11 protein-coding genes are annotated in these 13,534 nt (G+C 47.3%); 6 read left to right on the top strand and 5 right to left on the bottom strand.

What is annotated here, in order from left to right:
- Positions 1-2: 2 nt before the first annotated feature.
- A complete protein-coding gene (purH, locus tag H6G89_RS02800) occupies positions 3-1,553 on the bottom strand; it encodes a bifunctional phosphoribosylaminoimidazolecarboxamide formyltransferase/IMP cyclohydrolase (RefSeq protein ID WP_190503737.1) in 1,551 nt (516 codons plus the stop codon).
- A 249-nt stretch (positions 1,554-1,802) separates the two neighbouring features.
- On the opposite strand from purH, the gene H6G89_RS02795 reads away from it, so the two are divergent.
- The 3 genes from H6G89_RS02795 (at position 1,803) to H6G89_RS02785 (ending at position 4,977) form a co-directional block, all read left to right on the top strand.
- Positions 1,803-2,447 carry a DUF3318 domain-containing protein gene (locus tag H6G89_RS02795; RefSeq protein WP_190503736.1) on the top strand — a complete coding sequence of 215 codons (645 nt, stop codon included), beginning with the start codon at positions 1,803-1,805 and terminating at the stop codon, positions 2,445-2,447.
- 128 nt (positions 2,448-2,575) lie between these two features.
- Positions 2,576-3,523: an o-succinylbenzoate synthase gene (locus H6G89_RS02790; protein WP_190503735.1), complete on the top strand. Its 948-nt coding sequence runs from the start codon at positions 2,576-2,578 to the stop codon at positions 3,521-3,523.
- Positions 3,508-4,977, top strand: coding sequence for a 2-succinylbenzoate--CoA ligase (locus H6G89_RS02785; protein WP_190503734.1), 1,470 nt, complete (start codon positions 3,508-3,510; stop codon positions 4,975-4,977). The genes H6G89_RS02790 and H6G89_RS02785 overlap by 16 nt, the downstream gene beginning before the upstream one ends.
- A 10-nt stretch (positions 4,978-4,987) precedes the next feature.
- Here H6G89_RS02785 and H6G89_RS02780 read toward each other — a convergent pair whose 3' ends face one another.
- On the bottom strand, positions 4,988-5,452 hold the full coding sequence (locus tag H6G89_RS02780; RefSeq protein ID WP_190503733.1) for an acyl-CoA thioesterase: 465 nt from the start codon (positions 5,450-5,452) through the stop codon (positions 4,988-4,990).
- 34 nt (positions 5,453-5,486) lie between these two features.
- A complete protein-coding gene (locus tag H6G89_RS02775; protein ID WP_190503732.1) occupies positions 5,487-6,848 on the bottom strand; it encodes a glycoside hydrolase family 3 protein in 1,362 nt (453 codons plus the stop codon).
- 34 nt (positions 6,849-6,882) lie between these two features.
- On the opposite strand from H6G89_RS02775, the gene H6G89_RS02770 reads away from it, so the two are divergent.
- Both H6G89_RS02770 and H6G89_RS02765 read left to right on the top strand, forming a co-directional pair.
- Entirely contained in the window at positions 6,883-7,353 is a 471-nt protein-coding gene (locus H6G89_RS02770) for a DUF2141 domain-containing protein (RefSeq protein WP_190503731.1), read from the top strand.
- A 55-nt stretch (positions 7,354-7,408) separates the two neighbouring features.
- On the top strand, positions 7,409-8,191 hold the full coding sequence (locus H6G89_RS02765; protein WP_190503730.1) for a hypothetical protein: 783 nt from the start codon (positions 7,409-7,411) through the stop codon (positions 8,189-8,191).
- 2 nt (positions 8,192-8,193) lie between these two features.
- Here H6G89_RS02765 and H6G89_RS02760 read toward each other — a convergent pair whose 3' ends face one another.
- Positions 8,194-11,004: a tetratricopeptide repeat protein gene (locus H6G89_RS02760; RefSeq protein ID WP_190503729.1), complete on the bottom strand. Its 2,811-nt coding sequence runs from the start codon at positions 11,002-11,004 to the stop codon at positions 8,194-8,196.
- Positions 11,005-11,461: 457 nt separating this feature from the next.
- Between H6G89_RS02760 and H6G89_RS02755 the strand changes: the two genes are divergently transcribed.
- Positions 11,462-12,484 (top strand): tetratricopeptide repeat protein, encoded by a 1,023-nt coding sequence (locus H6G89_RS02755; RefSeq protein ID WP_190503728.1) that lies wholly within the window; start codon positions 11,462-11,464, stop codon positions 12,482-12,484.
- 408 nt (positions 12,485-12,892) lie between these two features.
- Here H6G89_RS02755 and H6G89_RS02750 read toward each other — a convergent pair whose 3' ends face one another.
- Complete coding sequence (locus H6G89_RS02750; RefSeq protein WP_190503727.1) at positions 12,893-13,474, bottom strand: DUF3611 family protein; 582 nt, start codon at positions 13,472-13,474, stop codon at positions 12,893-12,895.
- Between the last annotated feature and the right edge of the window lie 60 nt (positions 13,475-13,534).

Here is a 13,534-nt window from a genome sequence, read left to right as displayed (position 1 = left end):
ATTTAGTGAAAGAAATGGCGGACTCCAGTCAACATCATGGTTAGTCCCAGTTCATTGGCAGCGGTGATGGAGTCTTGATCCCGCAAACTACCCCCCGGTTGAACGATCGCCCGAATGCCTGCCGCTGCTGCCAATCGAACGGAGTCATCAAACGGGAAGAACCCATCACTGGCGAGAATAGCACCCCTGGTGCGATCGCCTGCTTGCTCTAGCGCAATTTTGGCGGAGCCAATGCGATTCATTTGCCCTGCCCCCACCCCTAATGTGGTGCGATCGCTCGTCACTACGATAGCGTTGGATTTAACGTGCTTGCAAACTTTCCAGGCAAAGATCATCTCTTCCAACTCATCGGTCGTCGGTTGGCGATCGGTAACCACCTTCCACTGGGTTGGGTCAACCTCTGCATCATCGCTGGTCTGCGTCAAAAAACCACCTGCAATCACACGGACGGTTTCAGCGGCTCCCGACTTGAGATCAGGCAACAATAGGATTCTTACCTTCGATTTTGCTGCCAAAATCTCTCTTGCCTCTGGCGTGCAATCAGGCGCAACCACACATTCCAGGAAGGTTTTAGTCAGAGCCGTAGCGGTGGCTGCATCGATCGCCTGGTTGAGGGCTACGATGCCCCCAAATGCGGAGACTGAATCGGCTTCAAAGGCTTTGGTGTATGCCTCTGAAATACTATTGCCCAACGCCACGCCACAGGGATTGGTGTGTTTGATAATCACGGCTGCCGATTGGTTGGCGTTAAACTCCGCCACAATCCGGCGTGCGGCCTCTAAATCCACCAAATTGTTGTAGCTCAGTTCTTTGCCTTGCAGCTTTTCAGCGGCAGCCCATCCGGTTGGCGTGCTTCCGGTCTGATACCAGGCCGCAGGTTGATGGGGATTTTCGCCATAGCGCAACTCTTGAAGCACTTTGCCGCTCAGAGTGTAGGACGAGGGTAGAACTGAAGTCGTTTCAGAAGACTGCTGGCTCAGATAAGTAGCGATCGCCCGATCGTAGGCTCCTGTGTGTTCAAATGCCCGTAGCGCGCACTGCTGGCGAAATTCTAGAGAAGCATTGCCCCCTTGTTGCCGCAATTCCTCTAAATAAGGCTGATATTGGTCGGGGTTACACAGCACTGTCAGGTGAGCGAAGTTTTTAGCGGATGCTCGCAACATCGCTGGCCCGCCAATGTCAATCTGCTCGATCGCCTCTGGCAGCGTTACTCCAGATTTAGCAATGGTTTGTTCAAAGGGATAGAGGTTGACGACGACCAGAGCGATCGGACGAATTCCGTTTGCGTCTAAATCAGCTAAATCCTCTGGCAAGTCTTGCCGTGCCAGAATACCACCGTGAATTTTGGGATGCAGCGTCTTGACCCGTCCTCCCAGGATCTCAGGTGAACCTGTGTAGTCTGACACTTTAATAACTGGGATGCCTGCTGCTTTTAAGGCTTGCGCCGTGCCACCACTGCTAATCAGCTCAAATCCAAATTCTTCAACCAAACTCTTTGCCAAATCCACCAACCCCGTCTTGTCCGAGGTGCTTAGCAGTGCCAGACGCGCCATGATTCAAGCCTTCTGTCTATATCTAATGTCACAACCTTACTAGACTACCCCAAATCCTAGTAGGGATGGAGATAGACACGTTAACATAGGAAAAGAGTAGGCGATCGCATCTTTTTGACGTTTTGTGATGTAGCTCATCAGCTAATGCAATCTTTTTACATTAGCTAGGGTTAATGATTCTTGTTAAAAGACCGCTATACTCCTTCTAATGGATCAATTTTTTTTAGCGAGTTTTGTAGGGCTGACTCCATGACCTCATACGCAACCTCTTCTGTCAGAGCTGATCTCAGTGAACTCCGGCGGCTTAAGACCCTACTGCCCCCAGAGTTGAAAAGTTGGGTTTCGGTTGAGGCTTCAACCGCCGTTAATCCGCCTCTCATCACCTCTGAGGAGATTGGCAAAGATCAGGTTGAGGTGCAGATTGACCTGGCAAAGTGGGACATGCTGGCATTGGATCAGCGAAACCTGCTGTTCTGGCATGAGGTCGCCCGGATTCAGAATGACACGATTCCCAAAGATGGTTGGGAGATGGCAGCTCTGGCGATCGGTCTGGGTGGCGCAGTCGGCGAACTGTGGGTACAAGATGGGTTGTTGCTCGTTCTGGCACTGGCGTTGTGCGGCGTGTCGGGATGGCGTTTATACCAGCGCAACAATGGCGAAAAGACCCTGAGAGAGGCGATCGATGCTGACGACAAAGCCATCAGCCTTGCGACTCGGTTTGGCTACACGTTGCCCAATGCATACAAGAGCCTTGGTAGTGCGCTCAAAGTGTTGATCGAGCAAACCCCCAAGAAGCGGATTCGCAGACGGTATGAATTGCGTCTGGATGCGTTGAAGAAGAGTGCGGCTAGAGCCAAGTCAAAGGCGAAACCAGAAGGGTCGGGATTGGGCTAGAAAGACGTGATTAATCGTTGGTCTTTGGAGAGACGGGATTAATCGCGTCTGTACCTAATTAAGTAATTAGGCATTAGTTAATCGCGTCCCTCTCCAAGCAATCGGTGATTCATCGCATCTGTACTTAAATGCGGTTTGAGTTTCGCGAGTATAGTCGCCCATTTCAACCTCCACTGGCAACGAGTCATGGGGTGTGGCGCGATCGCCAGGGTATCTTGATCCGACTCACTGACGAATTTGGGCAGATTGGCTTTGGTGAGATTGCCCCTCTCGATTGGTTTGGCAGTGAAACGATGGCAGAGGCGATCGCCTTTTGCCATTCATTGTCTGCTGAGATCACACCAAAGGTCATTTTTTCTATTCCTGACCACCTACCCGCCTGTCAGTTTGGCATCGAGTCGGCATGGGAATCGCTTCAGCCTGCCCCTCCTGCAACTTACCCGTTAGAATGCAGTCGGTTATTGCCGACAGGGAAAGCAGCTTTGCACGGGTGGCGATCGCTCTGGCAACCGGGATGCACATTGAAGTGGAAGATTGCCGTTTCTCCCCTAGTCGAAGAACTCGCCTTATTTGAACAATTGCTGCAAGAGCTACCACAGAGTACCAAATTGCGGTTAGATGCAAATGGAGGACTCGTTGAAGCTGAAGCACATCAATGGTTAGCCCAGTGCCAGCATGATCCTCGTGTGGAATTTTTGGAACAACCGTTGCCCGTGGATCAGTTTGATGGGATGGTGCAGCTTAGCCAGCGTTATTCAACCCCGATCGCCCTTGATGAATCCGTTGCTACCTTCAGCCAATTGGAGGCTTGCTATCAACGAGGATGGCGAGGTGTGTTTGTGATCAAAGCGGCGATCGCAGGTTCTCCGAAGCGGTTGCGGCGGTTTTGCCAAAACCCAGAAGTCGATGTGGTATGGTCATCGGTCTTTGAGACAGGCGTTGCCCAAGACTTCATTCTGAATCGCCTGATTTCCTCTGTATCTCAACAACAACGGGCGATCGGGTTTGGGGTCAATCATTGGTTTACCGACAAACTGAATCAACTGGAGAGCAAAGCGATATGGCAGAGCCTCTAGTTCATTGGCAACAGCGATGCCATGAGGAATGGTTGCTGGGCGTTGATCCTCAACAGATTGTGGAAGAGGTGGAGAGGCGATCGCAGCTCCTCACTCAGCTTCGGCATCAGGGAATCTTGCCTCGCGTTTTACTGGTAGAGTCTGATCCAGTGGCATTTCTGGCTGGATGTATAGCTGCTTGTGTTACCGAATCTCCAGTATTTTTGGGTAATCCCCACTGGGCAGAAACAGAGTGGCAACAAGTCTGGCAGATGACCCAACCTCACATTGTCTGGTCAGAATCTACAACTCTACCTGAAGACAAAACCTCTAACACTCCCTCCTCTTTAACGGAGATTAAGGGGGATCAGGATATACAGCTTCAAGCGCATTCATCCTCTCCGTTCCCTTTCCAGAACTATCTGGAGCGACAGATCAACCACTTCGCTGAGAGCAGTGCCAAACCGGGGTGGATCATGATTCCCACGGGGGGTTCGTCAGGCAGAATTCGGTTTGTCATCCACACCTGGGAAACCTTAATGGCTTCAGTCCAAGGGTTTCAGCAGCATTTTCAGGTTGAGAGAGTGAATTCCTGTTGTGTGTTGCCGCTTTACCATGTCAGCGGATTTATGCAATTCCTGCGGTCGTTTACATCTGGGGGTCAACTTGCCGTTCTGCCATTTAAGGATTTGAAAAATGGCATCAAACCCTGCTTGAATTCATCTAATTTTTTCCTATCATTGGTGCCGACTCAGTTGCAATTTATTCTGCAAAATGCTGATCTAACAGATTGGTTAATTCAGTTTCAAACTGTGTTGTTGGGAGGGGCACCAGCTAGCGAACAACTATTAGAAATAGCGAGGGAAAAAGGCATTCGATTAGCCCCCACCTATGGCATGACAGAAACAGCTTCGCAGGTTGCAACTTTAACCCCTGAAAAGTTTTTGCAGGGACATCGCAGTTCGGGGCATCACTTACCTCATGCGCGAATTACAATCCTCGATTCAACTCATCAAGTTTTAATGGCAAATGAGGTTGGAATAGTCGCCATTCAAGCGGAATCTTTAGCTTTAGGTTACTATCCCAATCGATTTGATTCAAATGAATACTTCAATACAGATGATTTGGGTTTTATTGACGATCAAGGTGAGTTACATATCGTCGGGCGAAACAGCGAAAAAATTATTACAGGTGGGGAGAATGTATTTCCGGTAGAAGTTGAATCGGCAATCCTTGCAACAGGGCTAGTCACCGATGTTTGTGTGTTTGGCATATCCAATCCTCATTGGGGAGAGGTGATCGTAGCGGTTTATGTCCCTCAGCATCCGGAGATTCAAAGCTCAGAAATTCAGGAGGCGATCGCCCACCAACTCAGCCGATTTAAACATCCCAAACAATGGATTGCGGTGTCCGAAATCCCACGAAATCCTCAAGGAAAAATCAATCGGCAGCAATTTGCCTCACAAATCATTTAACCTGATCTTTCTAAAGTAACTCAACCGATTCATTCAACGGCTTGCCCCATCGCTCTAACCATTGCATAACGTGAATCGGCAGGTTTGTACGAACTCGATTGACTGCATCAATACAGACGTGTTTGCTAAAGGCTCTTGCTGTACAAACTTCTTGAACACTGGTGATTTCTTCAACTACTTTTTCAACTGAGTAAACTTCATACTGAATCTCAAATTCATCCCCTTTCAACTGCTTAGGGTTGACATGAATTTGCAGGTTATCTCCACAAAACATCGGACGCATGAAATCAACCGTAACATGCGTAATTGGAATGGCAATTTTGGGATAACAAAAGAAGGAGTTTAGGTCAATTCCTGAAGCAGCCAGGGATGCCTCATAGGCTTCATGGCACATCGACATAACGTTGGCGAAGTAAACGACTCCAGCCGCATCCGTATCTTTAAAGTGAACAGAACGAGGGTAAATAAATGACATAGCCCGATTGAAATTGCCTGTGATGCTTCAGATTCTAATCATACGGCAGTTGGGTCGAACTTGTCTTAAGTAAGATTGACTTTTGTTTTAATCGGCGATCGCTCTCCTCTAACACTTTAACGTTTAACCCATTGGATGAATAAGCACGCAATACGGAGTCCATCGCTGTGTAATAAATATCTGGATCAAACGAAATGAGCACTAAATCAACACTTGCATTTAAGGCTTGAACGGTAGCGTTTTCTATACCTGCTTGACTGCCATAAACTGCTTGCATACAAAAATCATCGGTGATTAAAACACCATCATGTTGCCAATCTTGGCGAATGATATTGGTAATAACTGGCTGGGAAAATGAAACTGGAACTTGAGAATCGATCGCCATCAATTTGACATGTCCTAACATCAGAAATGCATTTGATTGACGAATAATAGACTGAAATGGTAACCAGTCTGCTTGGGCTAATTCATTAACGGAAGTATTGAGTTCGGCTGCTTCTATGTGGGTGTCATTAAACACTCCACCCAACCCTGGAAAGTGTTTGAGCGTGCAGTTGACTCCATATTTTTCCAGTGTTTGACAGTACCAGAGGGCTACTTGCTGCACAACACTTGCCTCTGAGGAAATAGCCCGTTGATAAATTTGAGAATATCGGTCGTTTGGATTAACAATGCCTTTATTTAAGTCAACAACTGGAGCAAAATTCAGGTTAACCCCCAATTCTGATAACTCTTGAGCCTGAGTGCTGGCATATCGTAATACTTCATTTTTTTGCTGTTCCAGACTAACAGTATTAGTAATAACACTCGATAGCGGAGGTAACTGAGTCAGAGGCGGTGATAAGCGAGAAACAATCCCTCCTTCTTGATCCGTTGCAATCCACAAAGGGGGCAGGTTCTGGTCGCGTCGCATTGCTTGCAGGGTTGCAAGATCTTGTTGAATCTCAGCTTTTGTCTTGTTCTCGATATTTCTTCGAGTGATGAAAACTCCGCCGATCGCCCTTTTTGACACTAATGTTTGAATCTCATCAAAGTCTCTGTAACCCACTACGAAGTGCTGACCGAGTGTTTCCAATGTAGATGGATTGGCAGTCATCACAGTCTGTTTAAGCAGATTAAATTTTATCTCTGAGCCTAAAAGAACTGCGATCGCCACACTCGTTATCCCTACAATAAAGAAGCTAATTATCTTTGAGAGGAATAGTTTTTTCTTGAGTTGCCAAATCTCGAATGCAACCAGACCAACCGCCACGATTAACATCAGCCCAAATAACCCCGATCGGACATTAGCCATGAATGGATGACGTAACTGAATTGACAGAACAAGGCACGCGATCGCAAACAATCCCCTAAATACGAGAGTTAATATTGGTGTGACGATGGTTAAAACTCGCATGATTGCAAATAAAACGACAAGTAGGAATACCTGTGTGAAACGAATAGGTCTTTTAGGATTGGCAGTGTTAGGAGGGTGTCTTTGGCAGGAAATCGCCCATGCTCAGTTAACTGGCAATTTGACCGTGCAGGTTGAGAATTTGAGAAACCAGGAAGGCAATCTTTGTCTCAAAGTATTTTCGGCGAGCCGGGGTTTTCCCAACGACAATGACAGTGCCGTTGAACGAACCTGTGTCGCGATCGCCTCCATTTCACCCGAAAATCCAGACGATCCGTTGCGCTATACCTTTGAAAATCTAACATCGGGTACTTATGCTGTCGCGATTTATCACGATCGCAACAGCGATGAGGTATTGAATCGGGGTGCCTTTGGTGCCCCTACCGAAGGATATGGTTTCTCCAATGATGCACCTGCCGATATAGGACCAGCCCGATTTGAAGATGCCATATTTTTAGTAGCGGGTCCAGAAACGACCGTTCAAATTCAGATGCGATATCCAAATTAATCGTCCGATTTGTTGTCTAAGGCTGCGGTTAACCGACTTTTCCTGAAAACTCGATATGCTGACTACTATGCTTAAAAGCCTCCGTGCGATCGCCCTGGCCCTGCCTCTCACGTTTGCAGCGGTGCCCGTTCATGCTCAAACCACTACTACGCAGGTGAGTGATAATGAACTGCAAGCCAACCTGCGAGACGCCGTCTGTCAAAACAACTGGAACGAAGCATTAGAGGCGATCGACCCCCTGATTGGCTCATCGCAAACCTCACCTGCCTACCGCAGCGAATTAGTCAGCTTTCGTCGTCAGGTTGAAATTTGGCGCGATACGGGAGCCTCTCCCAACATTGCCAACTGTTCAACAGCACGTGCTGTGGCAAATACCACTCCTACTCCTACCTCAACTCGTCGGTATCAACCCCGATTTGATTGGTCACGAGAAATTATGGCGTTTCCAGAATTGCTCGACATGCCCGTTGGTATTGCTCGAACCGACGAATGTATGATGTTGGCTGGTCTGATCAGCCAAGCTGGAACTGAAGCACAAGCGATTGCTCAAACGGCGACTCCCGGTGATCCGGCTCCCTTTGTGCAGTTGTTTAGCATTGTCGATCGCACCTCGTCCACAATGGAACGCTTGCGCATCACGGATGGACGTTTACAGGGGTTAAAACAACAATTCATCTCAACCTATTCCACGATGAGCGATGCCTCTCGCAACTTAATTGAGTCGGCAAGCGAACAGGATTTTGAAGCTGCCGATCGCGCTTACAATGCCATCGTGAATGCAGCAGGGCGGGAACAGCAGTTGATTGAGGAAACCGTCCGCTATTGTGGACAGCAATAGATTTATAAGCCATTGCCAATTAGGATAAACGGTGCCCAATAGTAGGGATGGGTTAATCGTTGAGTTGTTGATGCTGATTCAGAATCGCTATTAATTAAAGTCATTTGTGCCTGTCGCAAAGCATCTGCCTCACTCATTCCCTGTTGTAACGCGGCATAAAATGCTGTCATTAGCATCTGAGTTCCGCCATCGTTGACATACCAGAGGGAGGCGATCGCCGCGTCTGCCCCCGTTTGTTGCATCTGATAGCCAAATCCCAAGAGCTCTTCGCCATTACCCAACTCTCCACTAACTGCCGTTCGACACGCACTCAAAACAACTAAATCAACGTTGGGCAGCGATAAGCCTGATAACTCACGCAACGACAAGCGATCGCCATTGCCAAACAAAATAAAGGACTCCTCTGGAACACCCCTAACAAACTCAGCATGGGTGGCAAGGTGGATAACTGTGTAATCCTCCAGTTGAGGTTCGACTTTGGCGCGGCTAAAGTCACGATTGAGAAAAGTCGTCGTTTGAGGAATAGTGGATGCGATCGCCTCCACTTCAGAGCCAGCAAACTCCAGACCATTAAACGCAAATTGCCGATCGCCAATGGCAAACTCGTAAACGAGTTGGCGATCGCTGTAGGCTCCGGCCAAGACCCGCAGATTAGGTTCACGCGATGACTCAAAGTTGGTCAAGGATGCAGCGGTGATTTGATTGATGGTAAATCGCTCGACTAACCACTGTTCTCCATCGTGCAAAGCGGCTAACGGAATGTAACGCAACTGCCCATCTGCGGCATACAACAAGGTCTCGACTCCCGCTTGGTGCAGATCTGCCGCAATAGGACGAATCAACCAGTCGTAAAGCTGTTGGGCAGGAGCCATGCGTCTGTTAGTCCGTTGGGTCAAATATTGCCGAAAGTCTCTAATCGCTGTTTCTAACTCCGGTTGAGTGACAGCAACCGTGTGACGCACAGGGGGTGAGTTGGGCAGAACAACAACGACCTCTAAACGGTCTTCTAGAATTAACGGATACAGTAGTGCCGCGGGGCGATCGAGTTGACGCAGATTGTCTTGTAGTTTAGTCAGCAAGTTTTCAGGAACCCGTTGTTCTCGTGCAATCCGCTGCAACTCTGCGACACGAGAATCCACTTCAATGCTGTTTGCAACCGTAGCGATCGCTTGCCCTTGTGCGATCGCTTGTTGATACTGCTCGATAATCTGAACCTCCGCATCCCACAAATAGATGCCTTGAGAGATCTGCTCATTCCTTTCGATATTGTGAAGGTAATCCTCTAACTCTTGCAGTTTGAGTAAATCTAATACTTCCTGTGCTTCTAATACCCGATCTTGCTGTAACAACAAAGCAGCAAGTTCACGATAGGTATCTGCAACTTGATCGGTAAAGGCTTGCTGTTGCTCAGTAGATAGCGATCGCAACTCTCCTCGAATCGTTTCCCAAACATTGACTGACTGTTTGAGAGAGACAATCGCTAATTCCAGTTGGTTTTGTGCCGCTAATAGCTCACCTAAGTTGTCTAAAATGCGTCCCTCTGCAACTCGATAACCCGTTTCTTGTGCTATCGGTAGTGCTTGTTGATAAGCCTCAAGTGCCTGTGAATATTGCCCTTGGCTGAAGTAAAGCTTGCCAATGTTGCCAAGAGTTATAGATTCTCCTCTGCGATTCCCAATCTCACGCGCGATCGCTAAAGCACGTTGATAAACCTCCAATGCTTGTGCTTCCTGGTTTAATTTCTGGTAAACAAAGCCAATGTTATTGAGTGCCGTCCCTTCTTGGGCGCGATCGCCCACCTCTTGCCGAATCACCAGCACCTGCTGAAATTGCTCTAGTGCCTGTGAGTAGTCACCAAGAGCAGCGTAGACGGCTCCAATATTGTTGAGGTTAGTTGCTTCACTTGTGCGATCGCCTAAATCTCGGTTGATGGTCAACGCTTGTTGATAATAATCCAACGCCCGTACAGATTGTCCTAAGTTGTTGTATAACAAACCAAAATTGTTGAGACTAGTAGCTTCACTCTCGCGATCGCCTAGGTCATAGCTAATCGTCAATGACTGTTGATAGTATTCCAATGCTCGCGGATATTGCCCCAGGTTGTCATACACTGAACCAATATTATTGAGATTGGTTGCTTCACCGCTGCGATTACCCAGATGTTGGTTAATCACCAATGCTTGTTGATAAAACTCTAATGCTTGTGGATATTGCCCTAAGCTGCTATACACCAAACCAATTCCATTCAAAGCATTACTCTCTCCAGAACGATTACTAATATCGCGATGGGTTGATAGAGCTTGTTGGTAAGACTCTAATGCTTGTGGATATTGACCCATCGTGTCGTAAACCTGCCCCAGGTTACTGAGCATGATTCCTTCACCCATGCGGTTACCGATCTGGCGATAAATCTCCAGTGCTCGTTGAGACGATTGCAACGCGGCTTGAAACTCGCTCCGATTCAGTTGCTCAAGGCTCTGCTCATGCAATCGACCCGCTTCTGCACCCAGAGCTTGCAACGTTTCCGCATCTGCCACACTCCGAATCCGTTCAGAGCCTACACACTCATCCCAGGCACTATCCCATCCTTCATAGGTAATGCAATATTGATTTCCTTCAATTCGCAGTACTCTGGCAACCCACCAACTTTGCTCCCATAGCACCTCAACAACTTGACCGACTTGATAAGTAGGTTGGGCATCAAGGTTTGTTTGGGCAAGTGCAACAGCATTACTCCAATCACTCATCACTCCCACCATGGAAGTGGTACTAGTCAACAAAATCAGGAATGAAGCGGAGAGGGGCGATCGCATGCGTACTGATTCTCCACGGCAAGGTTCTTGCCAGTACTATACTTCCTGGCTCGTACGAGTTATGCAAGGAGAATAAAAACGATTTCTGCTGGTTAGCTCAATTAGGTGTTGCAAATCTGACTGGCAGCCGCGCGGCAATATTGTAATTACTATCAAAAAATAAATTACTGTTCTAAGGAACTAAAGAGTCTTACAACTGAATTCTTTAGAGAATAAAACCACCCATAAAAAATTAGTTTTTGCAGCCAATTTTTCTTTAGATTTGTTTCCAAATAGAGAAATAATAATTCCACGAAGTTTGACACTGATTTGATATTTGTGTCATAAATTGGCGTATTCTTAACAGAAGTCATGTACCTAAGGATAGAACCTGATGTATGGGGTCGAGTCTTGGGTATGCTAGCCATTAATTCATAGTTCCAACCTATCACGCAATCTAGAGAAAGTTCAGCAAGCAATGACTCACCTTACAAGCCCCTTGCAGGAATGGAATCAACGTCGTAGTGAGGCAAGAAATCACTACCGACGGGGAGAATTCAAACAATATCTGACTCTCTCTAGAGAGAATCTGAAGTTAGCGAGAGAACTTCAGGATTTTGCAAAAGAAGGGAACGTATTAAACGATATCGGTCTAGCTTATATCAGTTGTCAACAACCTCAAAAGGCACTGAAGTTTTTCCATCAAGCTCTATTTATTGCTGAAAAGATAGAGAATCAACAGGCGATCGCCACTGCTCGTAGCAATCTGGGTTTCACTTATAATCATCTGGGGCAATTGTCGCGTTCAATGGAACACTTAAACGCAGCAATTGATATTTTTAGAGAGCTAAATGACACCTCTGGAGAGTTATCTGCACTCAACAATTTGGCTCTAGTTTATACCAAGCTAGAGGAGCCAAAACGCGCTCTATTGATTCACCATCAGATTCTATCAATGCGTCGCACCCTGGGTGATTTTTCAGGTGAGGCGACTACGCTGAACAGTATTGGTTACACCTATAATGCGTTGGGTCAACCCGAACAGGCACTGGCGTTTTTTCAGGAAGCGTTGACCATTCAGCGAGTGGTTAAAAACGTGACAGGCGAGGCGATCACCATGAACAATATTGCCTCTGTTTACTGTGATCTAGGCGAACCACAACAAGCGTTATTGCTCTATCACCAGGTACTTTTGAATCGTCGTGCAACGGGCGATCGCGCCGGTGAAGCAACAACACTACATAACATCGGATTTACCTACAATGCGCTTGATAACCACGCTCAAGCTTTGGAATATTACAACCAGGCACTTACCATCTACCGCAAATTGGGCGATCGCCCCGGTGAGGTGATGACGCTGCTCAATATGGGTAGTGTATACGCTGCAACTGACCTGAACAGTTTGGCAAAAGCTCTCTATGAGGAAGCTCAGGGCGTCGTCAAACAGATTGACTATATGCCCCTGGCTCAAAAGGTGCAAAAGTTTATCGACAGCTTGTAAATAAAGCTCGTAGAAGATGTCGAGTGAAAACAGTTGACAAGGAAATACGTTTGTACTAATCTCATGAACAATCACCCTTAGTGTGAGTGGCAATCAGGGTGCGTTGCAACGCGTAAGTTACTGGCTCTGCTTGTAAACGACGCAATGTAACGCACCATTACTTTTTGTATGGGTGCATCTGGCAGTTGGGGGAGTGGCGGTTAAAACCGCAGACTTCGGCGTGAGCCTCAGCCGAACGCTACCAGAACAAAACACGCCTACGCAGGTTCAAAACCTCAGTTCGCGTAGGCGGATTTCGCCCCAATAGCCGCGAATTTATTTGCCGGGTTCAGTCGCCCAAACACTAAATACGCCCTTTTTGTATTGAATGTGGCTGTGGCTATAACAGCCTCTCCTGCCTCTCCCTGCTTATTGTTGTCTCAACCAAACTAATAAACTCAATGAAGCAAGCATTCCAGTAAAGTGAGCAGCAATACCGCTGATATTAGAAGCGGCTATAAGAATGTCAAGTGAACGAATAAGTTGATTGGCGTCGTAGATATAACCCGGTTGCGGTTGTGTAGCCGCTTTGACGAGCAACGCAATCAAGGTAATTCCTTCCCCTAAGATCATGAGGAGCATACCAACCAAGCCCACAATAATTGCGGTTCGTAAGGCTTTAGTGACTTCTGGCTTGCCGGGTTGCACAGCAGAAGTCGAACGCAACGACGCAAGCCGAAGCTGCCGAGATAGATAGATTAGACGAAAAGCGAGATAGATGCCGCCCAGTAGCGTGATGAATCCACAAATAGCCCAAAACACTCCAACTGCAATGCCGGGGGTAGTTGCCTCCGTGAGATTGGGGTTCTGAATGGCAAGCATCAGAGATAACCCCGTGGCGATCGCCAAGAGCAATTGGATAACAAAACTAATCCATCCTGTAACCCTAAGACGATTGGCAAACTTGCGGAGTTTGAATTCGGGAAGTTTAATTGCTGATTGAGTCTCCATAGTCACTCCTTAAAACTGTCGATTTGAGTGGCTTTTGGAAGATGCACGAATAGATGATCC

It is taken from the genome of Oscillatoria sp. FACHB-1407 (assembly GCF_014697545.1).
GTDB lineage: Bacteria > Cyanobacteriota > Cyanobacteriia > Elainellales > Elainellaceae > FACHB-1407.
Note: the sequence above shows the minus strand (reverse complement) of the source record. Positions and strands in the feature narration are given on the sequence as shown.